This window comes from Streptomyces sp. NBC_01142 (assembly GCF_026341125.1).
GTDB lineage: Bacteria > Actinomycetota > Actinomycetes > Streptomycetales > Streptomycetaceae > Streptomyces.
In genome coordinates, this window is sequence record NZ_JAPEOR010000002.1 from 3,459,223 (window position 1) to 3,479,649 (window position 20,427).

Genomic DNA, 20,427 nt, shown 5'->3' on the forward strand with positions numbered 1-20,427 from the left:
CTCGGGTAGCATCTTTGTGCAAGAGCCCCTTGCGCTATTGCGCCAGGGGCTTCGTCTATTCCGGGGCAACCGGTCCGAAGACTCAGGCACGGCTCAGGCCCCCTGACCTTGGTCTTGCCCCGCCCGGAAGGGGTGTACGCCTGTGCCCGCACTTGTGCTGCTCGGTGCTCAGTGGGGTGACGAAGGCAAGGGAAAGGCCACCGACCTGCTCGGTGGATCCGTGGATTATGTTGTGCGCTATCAGGGCGGTAACAACGCCGGCCACACGGTTGTCGTCGGCGACCAGAAGTATGCGCTGCATCTCCTCCCTTCCGGAATCCTCTCGCCCGGATGTACTCCGGTCATCGGCAACGGCGTCGTTGTGGATCCGGCGGTTCTGCTCTCCGAGCTGAGCGGGCTGAACGACCGCGGCGTCGACACGTCCAAGCTGCTGATCAGCGGAAACGCTCACCTGATCACTCCGTACAACGTCACCGTCGACAAGGTGACGGAACGGTTCCTCGGGAAGCGGAAGATCGGCACGACCGGCCGTGGCATCGGCCCGACGTACGCGGACAAGATCAACCGCGTCGGCATTCGCGTCCAGGACCTCTACGACGAGTCGATCCTGGAGCAGAAGGTCGAGGCGGCGCTGGAGTCCAAGAACCAGCTGCTCGCCAAGGTCTACAACCGGCGCGCGATCGAGGCCGACAAGATCGTCGAGGAGATGCTCCAGTACGCGGAGCAGCTCAAGCCGTACGTCGCCGACACCACGCTGATCCTGAACAACGCCATCGACGAGGGCAAGGTCGTCCTCTTCGAGGGCGGCCAGGGCACGCTGCTCGACGTCGACCACGGCACGTATCCCTTCGTGACCTCGTCGAACCCGACCGCGGGCGGCGCCTGCACGGGTGCGGGCGTGGGCCCGACGAAGATCAGCCGGGTCATCGGCATCCTCAAGGCCTACACCACGCGTGTCGGCGCGGGCCCGTTCCCCACGGAGCTCTTCGACGCGGACGGCGAGGCACTGCGCCGCATCGGCCACGAGCGGGGCGTGACCACCGGCCGTGACCGCCGCTGCGGCTGGTTCGACGCGGTCATCGCGCGGTACGCGACCCGGGTCAACGGCCTCACGGACTTCTTCCTCACCAAGCTCGACGTGCTGACCGGCTGGGAGCAGATCCCGGTGTGTGTCGCGTACGAGATCGACGGCAAGCGCGTCGAGGAGCTCCCGTACAGCCAGTCCGACTTCCACCACGCGAAGCCCATCTACGAGATGCTGCCGGGCTGGTCGGAGGACATCACCAAGGCGAAGACCTTCGCGGACCTGCCGAAGAACGCGCAGGACTACGTGAAGGCGCTGGAGGAGATGTCGGGCGCGCCGATCTCGGCGATCGGCGTCGGCCCCGGCCGTACCGAGACGATCGAGATCAACTCGTTCATCTGATCCGGGAGTCCGTTTTCCCGCAGAGCGCCCCGGTTCTCGCAGAGTGCCCCGGCCGGCCTTTCGGCCGGCCGGGGCGCTCTGCGTTCCTCCAGATACCGGTACGTGCGGCGCGGCGCCGGCGTTCAGTCCTCGCCGCAGATGCGCAGTCCCTTCGGGGTCGCGCACGGCAGATGGCCATGGGTGCGGATGACGTCCTGCCCGCTGCCCCGGCTCAGGTAGCCGAGGAAGCTGGAGGCGAGTGAGTCGGCGGGCGGCTGGCCGAAGGTGTAGGCGTACTCGATCTCCCGGTACGGGTACGCGCTCTTGCCGATGTCGTCGACGGACGGGGCGTCTCCCGCGATGTCGAGCCGGTGCAGCCCCTTCAGGCCGGTCCCGGCCCGCAGCTCGCTGTAGCCGATCGCGCCCGGCAGCCGGGCCACGGTCGTCAGCACCTGTTCCGTGCTGTCGAGTTCGCAGCGTACGACCGTCGCCTCCGGATCGTCCTTGCGCTCGCAGTCGCGGGAGGAGTTGGCCGGCTCGTTCCGCTCCAGTACGCGGCGCTGGAACACCTCGCGGGTGCCGGAGTTGGCGTCCCTGCTGACCAGGTGGACGCGAAGGTCGGGGCCGCCGAGGTCCTTCCAGTTGCTGATCTCTCCCCGGTAGAGCTTCTGGATGTCGGCGATCGACAGGTTCCGCAGCGGCACACGGTCATTGACGACGAGGGCGAACACGGAGACGGCGACGCGGGTGTCCCGCAGCTGCGGATAGCCGTCCGGCTTGGGACCGTCGGAGAGGGCGATCAGCGCCGGGGAGCCCTTCTTGGCACGGGCGCCCGTGTCGGCCAGTGCCCGTATCCCCGCCGTGCTGCCATGGGCGTCCACGGTGACCGTGGCCCCTTCGCAGTCGTTCTCGTACTTCTTCGCCAGCTCCTGCACCACCGGGGCGAAGGCGGTGGATCCGGTCACGGTCAGCGCGCCCTTCGCGCAGCCGATGGGCGGCGGAGCGTCCTCCCGTACGACGATGATGGACGCGAGCGTGACCACACAGGCGGTGAGCAGCACGGTGATCAGCCGGGCGGGTCTGCTGAACTGCGGGGGCTTGTCGTCGGGCGTCGTGCTCCGGTTGGGCATCACCTCGCCGTCGCGGATGCCGCCGGTGACGGTGACCTCGCTGCCCACTCCCGCGCCGGTGAGCAGCACCAGCAGTTTGAAGTGCTGGCCGCGGTTGAGCGGGACGCGCGGCAGATAGATCGTGCTGCCGGTGTGCCGCATGCCCGCGGCCGGGGCGAAGTGGTCCATCAGGTGGTCGGCGCCGGGCGGCTGGGTGACGGCGATGGCCCGGATGGTGCGGTCGGTGAACTCGGCGGTCAGGCCGTGCAGTTCGCGGCCGGTGTAGTCGTTGTCCGCGATGCTCTGCGAGCCGTCGTTCTCGATGCGCAGCAGTACGAGGGTGGCGTCGGACATGTCCGGGGTCTCGTTGAACAGCCCGAGCCGGATGTTCGGCCGCCCACTGCGGACGTTGCTGCCGATGGGGGTGTCCATCTGTACGCGGTAGCCGATGCGTTTGCGGCGCGGTACCCGGCGCTCGTACCAGAGCACGCCGGCGGAGGCCAGGATGCCGAGCACGGCGGTGAGCACGGCAACGACGTTCTCGGCGCTGAGCCACTCCACGGGGTTCTCCTCGCACTCCTTCGCGGGCGCGGCCACCGTACGAGAGTGCGAGCGGCGGGGGAGCGGCTTGGCGGTTCCGACGCCGGATGTTCGCCGACCGTTCAGGGTGTCGGGCGGGGGTGGGGCGACCTCACTCTGACGGGTGAACGATCTCGATGTGGCGGGTGGGTCAACTCTGGCGCTGGCATAGTCCGTTGGCACATGCCCAATCCATGGCGCATGACGTGCCATCCGGCCGAACGGAAGCGAAGACGAATGACCTTGTTACTTGCCCCGCCCGAGACGGTATACCGGCGGTATACTGCCGTCATGGCTGACACCACCGTCAAGGTTGACCCCGCTGTCCGCGACCGCCTCCTGGTGCTTGCCCGCGAGCGCGGCATGACGATGCGCGACCTGATCGCGGAGCTGGCGGGAGCGACGCCGACGAAGGAGGAGCTCCAGAAGCGGTACGAGGAGACCAAGGCGTACTGCGAGACCCACTTCGGCGTGACCCTCACGGACGAGGACCACGACAGGGCCGAGAACGTATGGCAGGAGCTCGAGGCCGGCCGGCCTGTGGACAGCCTGTGAGTCGTTCCACGGCAGTCGTCTACGACAACTCTGCACTGCTCGCGCTGGGCTCGGGCAATGTCCTGGCTTCACAGTTCATTGCCAACACGCAGCGGGGACCAACCCGGCACGTCTTTGTCCCGGCCATGTGTCTTGCGGCGGCCGACGGCGCACGAAGGGGCTTGGCGGACCACATCGGGGCTCTGCCCGCCGCAGAGATCGTGGAGCTGGACTTCGCGGGCGCCTCGGCAGTAGGGGCGCTCGTGCGTGACGGTGTGGAGTGGCGGATCGGCCACGCCATCCACCTCTCCCGCCCGACCATCGACTGGCCGGACGGAAGACCTGTGGTGACCGCGCTGCCGGATCTGTACGCGGACATGCCGCTCGTACGGACGATCAGGCTGCCCGAGCAGCGCTGACAGGCCCAGCCGCGGGGCCCGGGATCGCGCCCGGGCCCCGCAGCCGGCGCGCAGGCGCAGACGGGCGCTCCCCCGGGGGCTTCTCCTGTGCCGGCGGTACGGGGGGCATCAGGCCCGCGCCCCGACCCCGCGGCGGTAGCCTGCGGCCATGAGTAACTGGCTGCCGGACACCGAGCCGCTGTCCGATCCCGAGGCGGTCATCGCTCCGGACATCACCGAGACCGAGTGCCGTCAGTGCGGCACACGCGTCGCCGGTCTGGACGGGCGATACGCCTGCGGCGTCTGCGGCTGGGTCAACGATCATTCCGAAGGCCACCGGCCGCTTCCTCCCGCCGGGGCCGACGTCGACTTCCCGGGCAGGAAGCAGGTCAGGGCTCCCCGGCCCGGCGGGTCGGCCGTCAGCGGGCGGTGACGGGGCGCAGCACACACCTCGCCGGACCAGCCGCCCGCAGGGTGATGCCCGTGTCCACCGGGACCTCGACATCGACGGCCGCGAGCTCGTACTCCTGCAGGATCATCGCGAGCGCCAGCACCGACTCCAGCATCGAGAAGTGCTGACCGATACAGGCCCGTGGCCCGCCCCCGAACGGGAACCAGGCATACCGGGGGCGTTCCTTCTCGCGCTCCGGCGTGAACCGCTCCGGGTCGAACCGTTCCGGGTCGTCCCAGTACCGGGGATGGCGGTGCGTCACCCACGGCGCCACGATCACATCCGCACCGGCCGGGATCGTGTGCCCCCCGACCTCGGCAGCGGCGACGGCCCGGCGTCCGACGACCGGCCCCGCCGGGTAGAGCCGCATGGCCTCCTTGAGGACCTTCGTCAGATACGGGAGTGCGTCGAGATCGGCGGCCTCGGGCCGCCGCCCGGACAGTACGCGGACGACCTCGTCCCGCGCCTGCTCCTGCTCCTTCGGATGGCGGGCCAGCAGATGCAGCGCGAACGCGAGCGAGGTCGCCGTGGTCTCGTGCCCGGCGAGCAGGAAGATCAGTACCTGGTCGCGGATCTCGGACGCGTCGAGGCTCCCGTCCTCCGCGCTCTCGGCCTGGCTGAGGAGCGTGAGCAGGTCGTCGCCGGTCGCGGAGCCGCGGTGGGCGCGGCGCTTCTCGATGATCCCGTCGCACACCGCGTACAGCTCGTCCGTCGCGGCGGCGGCCCGCCGGTTGGCGGGAGTGGGCCAGCTGCGCGGGAAGTTGGCGGGGGAGTAGCCGCGGGTGAGCGTGTACTCCCCGATGATCGGGAAGCACCGCTCCACGACGTCGACCGCCGCCTCGACGTCCGTGCCGAACAGGATGCGGGCGACCGCACGCAGAGTGAGCCGGGTCGTCTCGGTGGCCACGTCCACGGTGGCGTCCGGGGCGCTGCGCCAGGTGGAGAGCATGGCCGAGGTCTCGGCGGTGATGGAGTCGGCGTAGCCGTCGACCCGGCGGCGCGTGAACAGCGGCTGCACGAGCCGCCGCTGCCGGAGGTAGTCGGCGTCCTGGCTGGTCAGCAGACCGTTGCCGAACGACTCCCGGACCTCCTGGTAGAAGGAGTTGTCCTTGCGGAAGTTGGCCGATTCCGTGGCCAGTACCTGCTGGGCGCCCTCGGCGGAGAACACCGCGTACAGCTCGGCCCGCAGTCCGGGAGGGCCCGCGGTGATCCTGACGACGTCTCCGTGTTCGCGCTGTGCGTTGAGGAAGGTGCCGAGCGAGTCCCGCTTGAGCTCGAACATCGAGCCCAGCAACGGCAGCCCCGCCGGACCGGGTACCGGTGTGCCAGTGATCGTCATGGCTCCGCCTACGTAGGGGTTCAGCTCGCCCAGTCGAGGAAGTTCGTCCAGGTGGTGGGGGCGACGGCGAAGGTGGGGCCGTCGGTGACCTTGGAGTCGCGGATGTGGACGCTGTGGGGGCAGGCGGCGACCTCGACGCAGTTGCCGGTGCAGTCGCTGCTGTACGAGGACTTGCGCCAGTCGAAGGCGACCTCGATGCAGTCGGCACCGCCGCTGTCGCTGTAGCTGGACTTGAACCACCGCAGGGTGTCGCTCATTGCTGGTCTCCTGCCAACCGCTCGATGAGGCCCAGCGATTCGTCCGGGCACAGGGCCTGTGAACGGATCTTCGCATACCGCTGGGTGTAGGTACTCACCTTTGCAGGATCGCTGATCAGCAGGCTTTCGTCCTGGGGCTCCATGTAGATCAGGTGGTCATGCTCGGGAGTCTCCAGCAGCTTCATCTCACCTCGCATACCTGCATGTTCGCCCCGACGCCCACGGTCCAGAGGTACTACCTGGACTGTGACATTGCGCCGCTGGGCGCACTCGGCAAGCTGGAGCAGCTGGCTGCGCATGATCTCCTGGCTACCGACGGTGCGATGCAGGGCAGACTCTTCGAGCACCAATTCGATCAGCGCGGGCGGGTCGCGGTCGAAGAGCGCCTTGCGGGCCATCCGCGCCTCGACCAGCTCTTCCACTCGATGGTCCGAGAGTGGGGGATACCCGCCGCCGATCAGTGCGCGGGCGTACTCCACGGTCTGGAACAGGCCGTCAACGACCAGCGTGATGTACGAGCACAGTGTCAGGGCTCGCTGCTCCAGCATTGCATAGTCCTTGAACTGAGCCGGGAGCTTGTCCAGGCGTACGTACTCCCTCGCCTGCTCGAAGATCCCCAGACCGTCCCCCAACACCCGCTCCAGCTTGATCAGCATCTCGTCGCTCGCAGGCTGCGCACACGTCTCCATTGCGCTCACCGCCGCGCCCGAGAAGCCGAGCTCGCTGCCCAATTGCTCCTGAGTCCATCCCTTCCGTACACGCATCTTGCGGGCAATATTCGCCACCAACCGCGTCGCTGAACCCGCCGTTTCCTTGTTCTCCGCTCGTGCCATTTGCGATCACCATTTCGACTCAACCGGACTCAACCGGTCTCAACCAGTCCCCGCCGAATTCGACTCACTTTGAAGGAAGTTCGCGCAGGTCAACCCCCGCCCGACGTCCTCTGCGAGTCATGGAAAACGCTAGCCAAGCTCACCCACACTGTTCTTGTGGATACGCAAAGTCGCGAAGTAAACCTCGATTGGATTCCGGCTTCCGGATTTCAACTCCGCAAGGCCGGTGTGCAATTCGATGCCGCCCGCGTCGACGGAGACGACGGCCGTCGGCTCGCCGATCTGCTGGAGACCATGACCGGCGGCGATCCCGGTCCCGTTGTCATAGAGGACTACGCGCGGCGGTCCGTGTACTTCCTCCTGCCGGCGGGGAGTACGTCACACCGGCCGTGGCCGCCCGGTGTGACGCGCCTCAACTCAGGTCCCTCTCACGTGAGTTACGTACCCGTGCCCGCACTGCGTGGGCGTACCTGGCCGCTGTCGTGGCGGTTTCCGCCGAGTGGACCGGGGCGGTTCGTCCACCCGCTGCTGCTGCTCAATGCGGCGGCCCTGCTGTTGAAGTGACCTGCGCTGTCCGGGACATGTCCCGGACAGCGAGAAGCGGGACGGGCCGGTCGTGCGGTGTCTACGGTCCATCGCCATGGACACCACACGGAGAAACATTCTGCGCGGCATGGCCGCCGCCCCACTGATGGCGACGGCCGGCGGGCTTCTCGTCCCCTCCACGGCGCAGGCGGCGGCCCCCGGTTTCACCCTGACGATGCGACGTGGCAGGTACGCCGGGTATCTCACCTGGGCCGCTGCCTGCGACGGACTTCAGGGACGTCTGTCCCCGGCGAATGTGGCGACGGTGCTCGCCACCGCCACTCGCCGCGGGATCGACCCCGGGGACTGGCACGACGGGGAGAAGGAAAAGGGCCGGAAGCCGGACGGGTTCGCGTACGGCTTTGCCTGGGACGACAAGACCAAGGACCCGCACGGGAAACTGGACGGCAGGACCAGGCAGTGGTACCCACAGGGCGTCACCACCAGCTACGACGGCTACGGCGGCGTCGAGCCGAGCAGCGGCAAGAAGGTCATGGCGGTGACCTGGTACGGCAAGGGCGACTACGAGCCGAGAGGCGCCCGCGTCACCTTTGCCGACGTGACGGGAGATCCCGAGAATCCGAAATACCAGCATGTGCTGCTGGTGGAACCCGTCCAGCGGCCGAAGCGCAGGGCCACCTTCGAACCGGTGAGAATCCACGCCGGGGGTATCGCCTGGGTCGGGAACTTCCTCTATGTCGCCAACAGGCCCGGGGACGACAAGGACTTCAGGCTGGGCGGACTGAGCGTCTTCGACATCAGCAAGATGGCCAAGGTGACGGGAGCGGACAAGGCCAAGGCGTACGGCTACGACTACATCCTTCCGCTGCACCACCTGTACGAGAACACGAGTGGCAGGCCGTGGCATTCGCAGGCGTCCCTGGACCGGACACAGGGCTCCGTGCACTCGCTCGTCGTCAGCGAGTTCTGGGACAAGCGCAGGGGGCGCGCCGTCCGCTGGGAGCTGGACACCAACGGATACATAGCCGACGACGGACAGTCCGACGGCGACTGGCCGCTCAACACCGCAAGGGTGCAGGGCGCGGTCAGCGTGGGCAGGGATGCGTACTACGCCGCCAACGTCGACACCCCGGCCGGCAAACCCGCCGAGCCGGGCAGACTGTGGCGCCATGCGGGCCGGGACGGCACGCCGGTTGTGTACGGAGTACTCGCCATCGGTCCCGAAGACCTCAGTTACGACGAGAGTCCGCGGCCCAGCCTCTGGTGTCTCGGTGAGCACCCGTCGCGGCGGCGTGTCTACCGGATCAGGCTCGGTGTGTGAGCCTCAGCTCGTCTTCGTGTACGTGATGGGTTCGCCGCTCGAGCCGACCAGTTCGCGCACGATCGTGGTGTCGTTCGGCATGTTCAGGCGGCTCCACTGGCCGGGGGAGCAGGTCTTCGGGTCGCCGAAGGTGACCTGGGTGGGGCCGAGTTCGAGCGGGGGGCCCGAGGCGCGGAGGGTGGCCGACCAGCGGCAGTCGTAGTTCGAGCCCGTTCCGGTCAGCGTCATGACGGTCTCGCCCGTCCCGCCCTGGGTGATCGTCATGACGCGGGTGTTGGTGCCGTCGGCGGTCTCGAAGGAGCCCTGCCAGGTGCCGACGTACTCCGCCGGGACGCCCCCGGCCGCGGGGGTCGTCGCGGGCGTGGCCCCGGGCGTGGCGGACGGGGTTTTTGTGCCAGGGGTTGTCGGGGCCGAGTTCGTCGACTGCGGCTTGGGGTCCTCCGGCTGGGCGGTCTTCTTGCCGTCCTTGCCCATGAAGGCGTAGACCGAGCCGCCCGCGACGACCGCGACGACCAGGGCCACCGCGATCAGGGCGGCGGTTGCTCCGCGGTTGCCGCGGCGTGGGGGTTCGGGGGCGTACGTCGGGAAGGCCTGGTGCGGTTGGTGGGGCTGGTGGGGGTACGGCTGCTGCTGCGGGTAGCCGTACGGCGGGGGCTGCTGCTGCGGGTAGCCGTATGCCGGGGGCGGGGGCGGGGGCGGGGCCGGGGCCGGGGCAGGGGCCGGGGGAGCGGGCATCGGCGGCGGGGGCGAGGGAGCCGAGATCATCGTCGGCAGCGCGTGCTCGCCCTGCGGTGCGACGGGTGCGGGCGGTGCGGGCGGTGCCGGATGTGCCGGAGGCGCCGGCGGTGTGTCCGCAGGCTGTTCCACCTCCAGCAACTGCACCGCGTGGCGGCCGAGCTGGGCGATCAGCGCGCCCGGCAGCCAGGGCTCCCCGTCCGCGTCGGAGGTCGTACGCTCCAGGATCTGCGCGAGCGACGGGCGGGCCTCGGGGTCCTTGTTCAGACAGTCGCGTACGAGACCGAGCAGGCCCTCGGGGAGGCCCGCCAGGTCCGGTTCCTCCTGCGCGATACGGAACATCAGCGCGTGGACGCCGCTGTCGGCCGAGCCGAAGGGGAACCGGCCCGTCGCCGCGTACGCCAGGACGGCGCCGAGGCAGAAGACGTCGCAGGCGGCGGTGACGCGGTCGCCGCGCACCTGCTCGGGGGCCATGAAGCCGGGGGAGCCGATGAGCGCGCCGGTGCGGGTGAGGCCACCGTCGGTGACCGTTTCCAGGGCGCGCGCTATGCCGAAGTCGATGACGCGCGGGCCGTCGATCGTGACCAGGATGTTGGAGGGCTTGAGGTCACGGTGGATGAGGTCGGCGCCGTGGATGTTCTCCAGCGCGTGCGCGAGGCCGGAGGCCAGGATGCGGACGCTGCGCTCGGGAAGGGGGCCGTGGTCGCCGGAGACGACGCTGTGGAGCGAGGGGCCCGCGACATAGCCGGTGGCGACCCAGGGGACGGGGGCCTCGGTGTCGGCGTCCAGGACGGGCGCGGTCCACTCGCCGCCGACGCGCAGCGCCGCCCGGACCTCCTGGCGGAAGCGGCTGCGGAACTCCTCCTGTTCGGCGAGTTCACCGCGCACGAGCTTGACGGCGACAGTGCGGCCGCGGTCGGAGCGGGCGAGGTAGACCTGGCCCATGCCGCCCGCGCCGAGGCGGGCCAGCAGCCGGTAGGCGCCGATGTGCTGCGGATCCCCTGGTGCCAGCTGCTCCATCGCCACGCGGCCCTTCCCCCCATACCGGACATGCTCTGTTCGGCGTTCGACGTCGACGTTCGACGGAGGAAGGATAGTGCGACCGCGCAGGGGCCAATGAGGTCAGTAACTGGCCTCGTTGGTGGCTACGGTCGGTCTCACGAACGCGACCCCCTATGCGAGGAGACTGTCATGGCCGTCAAGCCGGTTCCCGAGGGCTACACCAGCGTCACGCCGTGGATCATTTCGCAGGACACGGCAGGCGTCATCGACTTTCTGAAGGCCGCCTTCGGGGCGGTGGAGCTGCACCGGGTGACCGGCGGGGACGGGCGGATCGGACACGCGGAGGTACGGATCGGGGACGCGGTGGTCATGATGTTCGACGCGTCGAGCGCCGACTGGCCGCCGACGCCCGCGTTCCTCCGGCTGTACGTGGAGGACGCGGACGCCGTCCACCGGCGGGCGGTGGAGGCCGGCGGCACATCGGTGACCGAGGTGACGCATCTCTTCTTCGGGGACCGGGTGGGGCGCGTGCGCGACCCCTTCGGCAACCTCTACTGGATCCAGACGCACATCGAGGATGTGAGCGAGGAGGAGATGGAACGCCGCCTCGGCGACCCGGTGTTCACCGAGGCGATGGACTACGTCACGGGCGCGGACTTCTTCCCGGGGTCTCCGGGCTCTCCTCGCTGATGCTGTCCAGGGCCTCGGACAGCTGCTCCAGCACCCTTGCCGTCTCGGCGAACTGCTCGGTGCCGAGAGCGGATTCGAGGCGGCCCGCCAGCCACGCGTGACCGGGGTCGATCTTCCCGATCGCCGCGCGCCCCTCGTCGGTGGCGTGGAGCAGCTTGGCCCGGCGGTGAGCCGGGTTGGGGCCGTACTCCGCGAGCCCCTGCCCGGCCAGGAGGTCGGCGATGCGCTGCACGCTCTGGCGGGTGATCCCCATCGCGCGGGCGATCCCGGCGACGGTCCGGGGCTCGCGGACCACGGCGCCGAGAACCTGCCACCGGGCCGCCGTCAGCCCCGCCTCTCTCGCCAGGTCGTCGGACACGGAGAGAAACTGGCCGTTCAGCCGGAAGACGCCGAGCGCCGTCCGGGTGAGCAGCTCCTGCGGGTGGTTTTCCGGCCTCATGCTTCGAGGATCTCGTATGCGGAGGCGTCGGAGTCGTGGAAGAGCCGGTACCAGGCATCCAGCTTCTCGCCCTCGTAGACCCCGAGCCGTGCAAAGACCTCGCGGGCGAAGGCGACCGGCTCGGTCGGGCCGGCGGTGATCAGGTCGCCGTCGGTGACGGCGTCCGCGTCGCGGTAGTGCTCGCCGCCCTTGTAGCCGGTGGCGTCCAGGTAGAAGGAGACCGCGCTGGTGTGGGCGCGCTCGTCCAGCACGCCCTCGCGGGCCAGCCCGGCGGTGGCGCCGCAGATGGCGGCGACCGGGACTCCGGCGTCGAGGAAGGCGCGTGCCTTGGCGCCGAAGGGGGCGAGGTCGTCGCCGGTGTCCCAGAGGTGGGCGCCGGTGAGGATGAGCAGGGCGCTGTCCTCGGGGCTCAGATCGGCCAGTGCCAGGTCGGGCTGGACACGGACACCGCCCATGGTGGTGACGGGGTCGGTGGTCGGTCCGACCGTCTTCACGGTGAAGCCGTGCTGGGTGAGGTGGGCGGTGGTGTGGCCCGTCTCCCAGTCGGCGAAGGTGTCGTACACGGCCAGATGAACGGTCTTGCGGGTCATGGTGCCCTCCTTGGCGCGAACTGCCTCAGCTCGATGACAGAAGACTGTCATGACGACAGTGTGCTGTCAACGTTCGGCCGTGCGCCGGCGGACCACCCGTGCGTCGGACCACCCGTGCGTCGAGCCCCCGTGCACGGTCCGCCCGTGCATCGAGCGCCCCCGTGCACCGAGGCGGACTTCGCGCGCAGAAGCGGACTTCGCGCGTCGGGCTCGCCCGCCCGCCCCGCCGGGCGGGCGGGCGAGCCCGACGGGGTCAGGACAACATCTCGTCCTCGTCGTATCCGAGCTCCTCCTCGATGCCCAGCTCCTCCGCCGCGTGCCAGCGCAGCGGGGCGGGACCGTCACCCGTCGCCACCGTGCGCAGGACCGCCTCCGCCTCGGGGGTGCCGATCTCGCTCAGGGACTGGATGGCCTTGATGCACAGCGGGAAGTAGGGCGCGTCCGGCTCACGGTGGGTGTCGATCACCCGGGACAGGGCCGGGACGGCCTCGGGCGCCCCGATCTGGCCCGCGATGTCGACGAGATCCTCCAGGACCGCCCCGGCCTCCCCCGACTCGATCGCCGGGACGAGGACCTCGGCGAGGCCCTCGGGGTGCAGCTCGGCCGCGAGGCCCGCGAACCTGCCGAAACGTGCCCACTCGCCGGCGGCGGCCAGCGTGCGCAGCCAGTCGAGGACGGCCGGTGACGCCGCCTCCGGCACGGCCTCGGCGACGGCGGCGGCTTTCTTCTTGCCGACGTATCCACCCTTGAGGAGGTCGTCGACGCGGGCGATTGCGTTGTTCGTCATGGTGCTGATCACTCGTCCAGGGGGAGGGGCTTGAAGCTCATGTTCTTGATGCGCGAGTTGAAGACGTCGGCGGAGTCGGCGCGCAGCCCGAAGTTCAGCCCGTCGCGCTCCAGCTTGACGTGCACGAACTTGTCGCTGTCGCCGATCTCCTCCAGGTCGATGCCGAACTCCTCCTTGATCGTGTCCTTGTTGCCGCCGGAGCCCCGCCCGTTCGCGATCAGCGCGTCCCGGGTGCCCGGCTCCATCTCGTAGCGCACGAAGTGCGTGTACTTCTGGGCGTTGCGGCCGCCGCGGCGCGTGAACCGCTCCGCGATCCCGGTCACGTACTCCTTCTCCTGCGTCACGAAGTTCTCGCCGCGCGGAGTGATCTCGCCCTTCGGGCCGAGGCCGTTGTACTCCTTGGCGGACATCACCCGGTAGAAGACCTCGTACGGCGCCAGGCCCAGCGGGTCGGTCCAGGTGAGCGGGTTGTGGACGTAGGCGACGGGATTGGGCGCCGCGGCCAGCCCGAGCGGATCGGGACTGAGGTAGCGCGCGGTGGCCGGGTCGTAGTGGCGGAAGTAGTTGTAGTGGAGCCCGGTCTCGGGGTCGTAGTACTGGCCGGGGAAGCGCAGGGGCGTGTACGTGGTGGTGCCCCGCGGCCAGGTGGTGGTGCCCCAGATGGTGCTGCGGGCGCGCCAGGCTATCTCGCCGTCCTCGTCGACGAGTTCGGTGGGAGCCCCGGCGAGATCGGTGACGATCGCGAAGAACCGCCGGTCGATCTCCTCCTGCGGCGCGTCGGCGGCCGGGCCGGCCGCGAGTATCCGCTCGGTCTGGGCGACGGGGCGCAGTCCGTCGTGGTCCCAGGTGAGGCTGACCGGATGCCGGAGCCCGGCCGCCCGGGTCGTCTGCTCGCACAGAGTCGTCCCGTCCCAGGTGAAGTCCACCTGCTCCAGGGTCCCGCCGTCGGCGTCCAGACGCCGCTTGGAGGTGCGGCGGCCGAGCGGGTCGTAGTGGTAGCGCCAGATACTGCCGTCGGGGACGGTGACGGCCGTCAGCCGGTCCTCGGCGTCCCAGGTGTAGTGCCAGGTGTCGAAGCCGCCCGACAACCGCTTGGCACGGCGTACGACGGTGCGGCCGGCCGCGTCGTACGCGTAACGGACGGATCCCGCGCTGCTGACGCGGGTGCCGGAGTACTCGCGCGGGCCTGTGGCACTGGTCGCCGCATGGGCGGCGGGCCACTCGGCGGCCGTCTGGTTCCCGGCCTCGTCGTACGCGTAGTTCTCGGTCCAGCCCTGGGCCTGCACGGCGGTGACGCGCCCGGCGGCGTCGAGGTCGAAGCGGCGGGACCCGGAGCGCTCGTCGTCCACCCGGGAGAGCAGGCCGTCGGCGCGGAAGGTGTACGCGCGGTGGCGCAGGGTGCGGTCGTCGCGGGTCAGCTGCTGGCCGGTGAGCCGGCCTGCCGCGTCGAAGGTGTGGGCGAGCGTGAGGTTCTCGCCGATGTGGCGCGTCAGTTCACGGCCCGCCGCGTCGTGCTCGAAGGCGATCGAGTGGCCGCAGGAGGACAGCCGGGTGCGGTTGCCCGCGGTGTCGTACGCGAACGTGGAGACGCCGCCCGTCGGTGTGGTGCGGTGGGTGCGCCGCCCCAGCGTGTCGTAGCGGTGGCTGAGGGTGCGGCCGTCCACTGTCTCGGCGACGACCCGCCCCAGTACGTCGTGCTCCCATGTGGCCGTGGAATCGGGACCGTTGGCGCCGACGAGGCGGCCCGCCGGGTCGTACGCGTACGTCGTGAGTGCGCCCGCCGCATCCTTGCGCAGGACACGCCCCTGGGCATCGCGCTCGAAACGGATGGTCTCGCCGGCGGCGTTGGTACGGGCGGCGAGCCTGCCCGTCGGGTCGTACGCGTAGCTGAGCGCGCGGTCGTCGAAGTCGGTCTCGCAGACCAGGTCGCCCACCGCGTCGTAGACGTAACTCCAGCTCAGGCCCTGGGGATTGGTGACCTCGGTCAGCCGCAGCTCGGTGTCGTGGGCGAATTCGTACCGTGCGCCGTCAGGGCCCGTCCTGGCCGCCATCAGGTCGAAGTGCGTGTACTCGAACTGCGTGGTGCCGCCGGCTGCGTCGGTGTGCCGGGTGCAGTTGCCCTCGCCGTCGTACGTCCAGGTCTCCTCGCCGCCGTCCGGGGCCACCCGGCGCAGCACCTTGTCCTCCGGCGACCAGGTGAGCCGGGTGGTGCCGCCGAGCGGGTCGGTGATGGTGACCGGGCGGCCGAACGCGTCCCGTTCGAAGCGGGTGACGGCCCCCAGCGGATCGGTGAACTCGACGGGGAGACCGGCCCGGTCGCAGCGGACACGGGTGGTGCTGCCCAGGGCGTCGGTCACCCCGGTGAGGCGGCCCGACGCGTCGTGCGTGTAGCGCGTGGTGGCGCCGGACGGGTCGGTGAGCGAGAGACGGCGGCCGCTCTCGTCGAAGCGCTGCCGCCAGGTGGCGCCGTCGGTCGCGGTGAGCTCGACGGGCAGCCCGAGCGCGTCGTACCTGATCGTGGAGACCAGCCCGTCCTCGCGGGTGATCGCGACCGGGAGGCCCTCGGCGTCGTACGAGACCTGGACCGTGCGGCCGAGGGCGTCGGTGCGGGAGAGCGGATTGTCCCGGCGGTCCCATGTGCGGTGGACGGTGTGACCGTGCGGATCGGTCTCGGCGACGACCTGGTACCGGTCGTTGAGCTGGAAGACGGTCGTGGCGCCTGTGGAGTCGGTGTAGTGGGTGCGGCGCGCCTCGGTGTCGTAACGGAACTCGGCCGTCAGGCAGCCGTCCGGGCCGACCGTCCGCACGGCACGGCCCTCGGTGTCGTACGTGTACCGGTACGTGGAGTCGTTGCGGTCGGTCCAGGAGACGAGGCGGGTCTCGTCGTCGTACGCGAAACGCAGCGGCAGGCCGGAGGAGTTGGTGACCGCGGCGAGGTTGCCCGCCCGGTCGTGGCCGTACGACATCACCCGCACAGAACCGTCCGGGGTGCGCAGAGAGACACCGGTGAGGCGGCCGGCGGCGCGGTCGCCGTCGAGCGTCACCTCGTAACCGCCGGAGTGGACCACGGAGAGGGGCATGCCGTCCGCCCCGCGGACGATCTCGACCCGGTTGCCGTTCCGGTCCTCCACGGCCCACAGCCAGTAGCGCAGGGTGTCGTGGGGGTGTGCCGGAGAGAAGCGGCGGGTCAGCCGGGTGCGGGGATCGGTGACCGTGAACTCCAGCTCCCTGTCGTCCGATCCGTCCCGTACGAGGGGGAGGTCGGGGCCGTCCACGGGGGAGATCTGCGGCCGGTCCGCGGCGGGCAGCGCGGGGTAGACGAGCAGGGAGCCGTCCTCGCGGGCCCATACCGCGCCGCCGGCCAGGTCGAGTTCGATGCGCTCGTCGAGGGTGGAGGCCCAGCTGCGGCCGAACCACTGGCCGTAGCGGTAGTTCGACAGATGGGTGCGCTGCAAAGACCACGGCAGGGTGCCCGGCAGCTGGAGATCCGTCTGTGTCAGCAGCACCTCGCCGGTGGCCACGTCCACCGGGTCGCCCTTGCAGGTCGTCTTGTCGAGCTCGACGCTGTTGACGCGGGTGTTGTTCTTGGCGCCCGACAGGCCGTCCGGGCCCTTGTGCGGGCCGTTGCCGGAGTCCTTGCCGCGGCCCTTGCCGTCCTTGCCGTCGTCCTTGCGCTGCTTGGCCAGGCGGGCCTTGATGTCGAGGTCGGTGTTCTTGTGGTCGACGGAGATCTGCTTGACGGCCTTGGGCAGACCCGTGCCGAGGTGGTCGCCGAACTCCTTGGTCGCCTTGCCCAGGGCGCCGATGACCTTGTCCACCACGGGGTCGAGGGCCTGGGCGATGTCGTCCTTGCCGCGGGTGCGGCCGTGGTGGGACTTGGCCTTGGTGAGCTTCCCGGTCGTCTTGCCGTGCAGACCGACACTGACGAGGTTCAGCTTGGTGCCGGCGCGGTCGTGCTCGTCGTGCTCGATGTGGAAGCCGTCACCCGCCTTGCCGGCCCCACCGCCACCGCCGCCCCCGCCCCCGCCTCCGGCCGAGGCCAGATGCATGGCGTCCTTCGCACTGCCGACGCCTTCCTTGAAACCGTCCTTGCCGGACTGGCCGACCTGGTTGAGGTCCACGCCGCTCTGCAGGCCGAGCGCCGCGGAGCCGAGCTGCACCACCAGATCGGCCGCCATGTTCTCCAGCGCCGCGACGGCCGGCTCGGTCATCGCCTCGACGATGTAGGCGACGACCTCCTCCATGCACTCCTTGATCAGCCGCTTCACGACCTCCTGCGTGGCCCGCATCGCCCCCGCGCCGATCAGCGCGGACAGACCACCGGTCACCGGGATCAACGCCATCGAGATACCGGCCTCGGCAGCCAGATACCCCAGCTGGACGACCGCGGCCAGCTTCATCGCCTCGATCGCACCGGCCGCCGTGTCCAGCGCCCCCGCGATCGTCCGCGCCGCTCCCGAGATGTCCTTGAGGTGCTTGTCCTTGACCTTGTTCCAGTGGCCGTTCAGCGCCACTATCGCCTCGCCGTGCCCCGACGACAGCAAACGCTGCACATGATTGTTGGCCAGCTGGCCGTCGTCCTCGAGGTCGTCCGCGAACTCCCTCAAAGCGTCCGCCATGTCGCGGTACGCGTCCTCATCGACGTTGGGCCACGCCACGCCGATCAGGTCCAGCATCGTGTCTGCCCAGTCCGGCACTGTCACTGCCATGTTCCGACCCCCGTTGCGGAATGGTGCATTCAAAGGGGTCAGGTTAGTAGCGCAGGCCCCTGCCGAAGCCACCCGCCCTCGGACCCGACACCATGCCCATGAAAGTGGCAGAGGCCATACAAGGTGGCCATGTCCGCCCCCACCTGCACATCCCTACGCTTGCCCGCATGACCCCTCAAGCCGATCCCCAGGCCGGCGCGGCCGTGAAGGCCGCAGACCGCGCGCACGTGTTCCACTCCTGGTCCGCCCAGGGCCTGATCGACCCGCTCGCCGTTGCCGGTGCCGAGGGTTCGTACTTCTGGGACTACGACGGGAACCGCTACCTCGACTTCACCAGCGGCCTCGTCTACACCAACATCGGGTACCAGCACCCCAAGGTCGTCGCCGCGATCCAGGAGCAGGCCGCCAAACTCACGACCTTCGCGCCCGCCTTCGCCGTCGAGGCACGCTCCGAGGCCGCACGCCTCATCGCCGAGCGCACCCCCGGCGATCTCGACAAGATCTTCTTCACCAACGGCGGCGCCGAGGCCGTCGAGAACGCCATCCGGATGGCCCGTCTGCACACGGGCCGCCCCAAGGTGCTCTCCGCCTACCGCTCGTACCACGGCGGCACCGCGACCGCGGTCAATGTCACCGGGGACCCGCGCCGCTGGGCCTCCGACAACGGCACCGCGGGCGTCGTCCACTTCTGGGGGCCGTTCCTCTACCGCTCGCCCTTCTACTCCGCGACCGAGGAGGAGGAGTGCGCCCGCGCGCTCCAGCACCTTCAGGACACGATCGCCTTCGAGGGTCCGGCCACAATCGCCGCGATCATCCTCGAGTCGATCCCCGGGACCGCGGGGATCATGACGCCGCCGCCCGGCTATCTCGCGGGCGTACGGGAGATCTGCGACCGGTACGGCATCGTCCTCGTCCTGGACGAGGTGATGGCGGGCTTCGGACGTACGGGCCGGTGGTTCGCCGCCGACCACTACGGTGTCGTGCCCGACCTGCTGACCTTCGCCAAGGGCGTCAACTCCGGGTATGTGCCGCTGGGCGGCGTCGCGATCTCCGCGGAGATCGCCGCGACCTTCGAGACCCGCCCATACCCCGGCGGACTCACCTACTCCGGCCACCCGCTGGCCTGCGCCGCCGCCGTCGCCACGATCAAGGTGATGGAGGACGAGAAGATCGTCGAGCACGCGGCCCACATCGGCGAGACGGTCCTCGGCCCGGGCCTGCGCGACCTCGCAGAGCGCCACCCGAGCGTGGGCGAGGTGCGCGGTACCGGCGTGTTCTGGGCGCTGGACCTGGTCAGGAACAGGGAGACGCGCGAGCCGCTGGTGCCGTACAACGCGAGCGGCGAGGCGAACGCCCCGATGGCCGCGTTCGCCGCCGCGTGCAAGAAGAACGGCCTGTGGCCCTTCGTGAACATGAACCGCACGCACGCGGTCCCGCCCTGCAATGTCACCGAGGCGGAGGCGAAGGAGGGGCTGGCGGCGCTGGATGTGGCGCTGTCGGTCGCGGACGAGCACACCGTCTGAGTCGGGCTGAGCTGAGCGAGCTGTGAGCTGAGCCGTGAGCTGAGCCGTGAGCTGGGCTGCACGAAGCGCCGCACCCGGAGTCCAGGAAGTACGGGCTCCGGGTGCGGCGTTTCCCGCGTGGCCGTGGCCGTGGCCGTGGCTATGGCTCGGCCGTCGGCCGTCAGCCGGCGACCGTGAGGACGATCTTGCCGGTCGTGCGGCCCGTCTCGCCGATCTCATGGGCCTTGGCCGCCTGCTCGAGCGGCAGCACCGTGTCGATCTCGACGCGCAGCTTCCCCGCCTCGACCAGCGCGGCGATCTCCTTCAGGCTGCCGTTGTCGGGCTCGACGATCGTGAACCCGCCGCGGAGGCCCTGCTCCCGGGCCGTCTCCGCGAGGTAGTCCTCTTCCGGCGAGGCGATGGAGACGAGGATGCCGCCGGGACGCAGTGTCCTGAGCGAGCGTGGGCCGTATTCGCCGCCGATGGCATCGAGCACGACGTCGATGTCGCGGGCCGCCGTGACGAAGTCGGTCTGCCGGTAGTCGATGACCTCGTCCGCGCCCAGGCCGCGGACGAAGTCGTGCTTGGACGCGCTGGCGGTGCCGATGACGTACGCGCCGCGGGCCTTGGCGATCTGGACGGCGAGGTGGCCGACGCCGCCCGCCGCGGCGTGCACGAGGACCCGCTGACCCGGCTGTACGTCGGCGGTGTCGACCAGGGACTGCCAGGCGGTGAGCGCGGCGATGGGGAGAGCCGCGGCCTGTACGTGGGTGAGACCGGCCGGCTTGCGGGCGAGGTGACGGGCGGGGGAGGTCATGAACTCCGCGTACGCGCGGGCCGGCTGGGGCAGCCGCGGCATGCCGAAGACCTCGTCGCCGGGGCGGTGCATGGTCACGCCCAGGCCGACCGCCTCCACGACGCCGGAGACGTCCCAGCCGAGCGGGACCGGTCCGTCGCCCAGCAGGCCACCGGTGGCACGGTGCCACCAGTCGGTCGGGTTGACGCCGGCCGCGTGGACGCGGACGAGGACCTCGCCGAAGCCGGGCTCCGGACGGTCGATCTCGACGATCTTCAGAACTTCGGGTCCGCCGAGGGTGTCCTGGCCGATGGCACGCATGGTCTCTGCTCCTCTGTTGCTGCCGTGAGGCGGGGTGCTGCTGTCTACGGACAACCCTGCGGGAGCCGCCGGAGCCCTTCGAGT

The 20,427-nt window shown here is 70.0% G+C and carries 18 protein-coding genes; 8 read left to right on the forward strand and 10 right to left on the reverse strand.

What is annotated here, in order from left to right:
- Positions 1-142: 142 nt before the first annotated feature.
- Positions 143-1,426 (forward strand): adenylosuccinate synthase, encoded by a 1,284-nt coding sequence (locus OG883_RS33430; protein WP_266548842.1) that lies wholly within the window; start codon positions 143-145, stop codon positions 1,424-1,426.
- A gap of 122 nt (positions 1,427-1,548) precedes the next feature.
- Here the strand turns inward: OG883_RS33430 and OG883_RS33435 are convergent, their stop codons facing one another.
- On the reverse strand, positions 1,549-3,075 hold the full coding sequence (locus tag OG883_RS33435) for a substrate-binding domain-containing protein (protein WP_266549687.1): 1,527 nt from the start codon (positions 3,073-3,075) through the stop codon (positions 1,549-1,551).
- 309 nt (positions 3,076-3,384) lie between these two features.
- On the opposite strand from OG883_RS33435, the gene OG883_RS33440 reads away from it, so the two are divergent.
- The 3 genes from OG883_RS33440 to OG883_RS33450 all read left to right on the forward strand — a co-directional run bounded on the left by OG883_RS33440 (position 3,385) and on the right by OG883_RS33450 (position 4,458).
- Positions 3,385-3,648, forward strand: a complete 264-nt coding sequence (locus OG883_RS33440; protein WP_266548845.1) for a hypothetical protein — start codon at positions 3,385-3,387, stop codon at positions 3,646-3,648.
- Positions 3,645-4,046: a hypothetical protein gene (locus tag OG883_RS33445; protein ID WP_266548847.1), complete on the forward strand. Its 402-nt coding sequence runs from the start codon at positions 3,645-3,647 to the stop codon at positions 4,044-4,046. The genes OG883_RS33440 and OG883_RS33445 overlap by 4 nt, the downstream gene beginning before the upstream one ends.
- A 148-nt stretch (positions 4,047-4,194) precedes the next feature.
- A complete protein-coding gene (locus OG883_RS33450) occupies positions 4,195-4,458 on the forward strand; it encodes a hypothetical protein (protein ID WP_266548850.1) in 264 nt (87 codons plus the stop codon).
- Here OG883_RS33450 and OG883_RS33455 read toward each other — a convergent pair.
- Genes OG883_RS33455 through OG883_RS33465 form a run of 3 tightly spaced genes read right to left on the reverse strand, consistent with a single transcriptional unit; the run spans position 4,445 to position 6,905 of the window.
- Positions 4,445-5,815 carry a cytochrome P450 gene (locus tag OG883_RS33455; protein ID WP_266548853.1) on the reverse strand — a complete coding sequence of 457 codons (1,371 nt, stop codon included), beginning with the start codon at positions 5,813-5,815 and terminating at the stop codon, positions 4,445-4,447. The genes OG883_RS33450 and OG883_RS33455 overlap by 14 nt on opposite strands.
- Before the next feature lie 20 nt (positions 5,816-5,835).
- Complete coding sequence (locus OG883_RS33460) at positions 5,836-6,072, reverse strand: DUF397 domain-containing protein (RefSeq protein WP_266548855.1); 237 nt, start codon at positions 6,070-6,072, stop codon at positions 5,836-5,838.
- Positions 6,069-6,905: a helix-turn-helix transcriptional regulator gene (locus OG883_RS33465; RefSeq protein WP_266548858.1), complete on the reverse strand. Its 837-nt coding sequence runs from the start codon at positions 6,903-6,905 to the stop codon at positions 6,069-6,071. The genes OG883_RS33460 and OG883_RS33465 overlap by 4 nt, the downstream gene beginning before the upstream one ends.
- Positions 6,906-7,061: 156 nt before the next feature.
- Here OG883_RS33465 and OG883_RS33470 point away from each other — a divergent pair, with 156 nt between their 5' ends.
- The gene (locus tag OG883_RS33470; protein ID WP_266548861.1) at positions 7,062-7,469 is read left to right on the forward strand and encodes a hypothetical protein; all 408 of its coding nucleotides are present in this window, start codon (positions 7,062-7,064) and stop codon (positions 7,467-7,469) included.
- A gap of 76 nt (positions 7,470-7,545) precedes the next feature.
- Positions 7,546-8,772, forward strand: a complete 1,227-nt coding sequence (locus OG883_RS33475; protein WP_266548864.1) for a hypothetical protein — start codon at positions 7,546-7,548, stop codon at positions 8,770-8,772.
- 3 nt (positions 8,773-8,775) lie between these two features.
- Here OG883_RS33475 and OG883_RS33480 read toward each other — a convergent pair whose 3' ends face one another.
- On the reverse strand, positions 8,776-10,527 hold the full coding sequence (locus OG883_RS33480; RefSeq protein WP_266549690.1) for a serine/threonine-protein kinase: 1,752 nt from the start codon (positions 10,525-10,527) through the stop codon (positions 8,776-8,778).
- Between the two features lie 171 nt (positions 10,528-10,698).
- On the opposite strand from OG883_RS33480, the gene OG883_RS33485 reads away from it, so the two are divergent.
- Positions 10,699-11,199 carry a VOC family protein gene (locus tag OG883_RS33485; RefSeq protein ID WP_266548866.1) on the forward strand — a complete coding sequence of 167 codons (501 nt, stop codon included), beginning with the start codon at positions 10,699-10,701 and terminating at the stop codon, positions 11,197-11,199.
- Here OG883_RS33485 and OG883_RS33490 read toward each other — a convergent pair.
- The 4 genes from OG883_RS33490 to OG883_RS33505 all read right to left on the reverse strand — a co-directional run bounded on the left by OG883_RS33490 (position 11,153) and on the right by OG883_RS33505 (position 17,724).
- Positions 11,153-11,638: a MarR family winged helix-turn-helix transcriptional regulator gene (locus OG883_RS33490; protein ID WP_266548868.1), complete on the reverse strand. Its 486-nt coding sequence runs from the start codon at positions 11,636-11,638 to the stop codon at positions 11,153-11,155. The two genes, OG883_RS33485 and OG883_RS33490, sit on opposite strands and share 47 nt — an antisense overlap.
- Positions 11,635-12,228, reverse strand: a complete 594-nt coding sequence (locus OG883_RS33495; RefSeq protein ID WP_266548870.1) for a type 1 glutamine amidotransferase family protein — start codon at positions 12,226-12,228, stop codon at positions 11,635-11,637. Before OG883_RS33495 ends, OG883_RS33490 begins: the two co-directional genes overlap by 4 nt.
- 253 nt (positions 12,229-12,481) lie before the next feature.
- Positions 12,482-13,015 carry a HEAT repeat domain-containing protein gene (locus tag OG883_RS33500; protein WP_266548873.1) on the reverse strand — a complete coding sequence of 178 codons (534 nt, stop codon included), beginning with the start codon at positions 13,013-13,015 and terminating at the stop codon, positions 12,482-12,484.
- 8 nt (positions 13,016-13,023) lie between these two features.
- Positions 13,024-17,724, reverse strand: coding sequence for an RHS repeat-associated core domain-containing protein (locus OG883_RS33505; RefSeq protein ID WP_266548876.1), 4,701 nt, complete (start codon positions 17,722-17,724; stop codon positions 13,024-13,026).
- Between the two features lie 167 nt (positions 17,725-17,891).
- Here OG883_RS33505 and OG883_RS33510 point away from each other — a divergent pair, with 167 nt between their 5' ends.
- Entirely contained in the window at positions 17,892-19,247 is a 1,356-nt protein-coding gene (locus tag OG883_RS33510; protein WP_266548879.1) for an aspartate aminotransferase family protein, read from the forward strand.
- Between the two features lie 160 nt (positions 19,248-19,407).
- On the opposite strand, the gene OG883_RS33515 is transcribed toward OG883_RS33510, so the two are convergent.
- Complete coding sequence (locus OG883_RS33515; protein ID WP_266548881.1) at positions 19,408-20,343, reverse strand: NADP-dependent oxidoreductase; 936 nt, start codon at positions 20,341-20,343, stop codon at positions 19,408-19,410.
- Positions 20,344-20,427 lie beyond the last annotated feature (84 nt).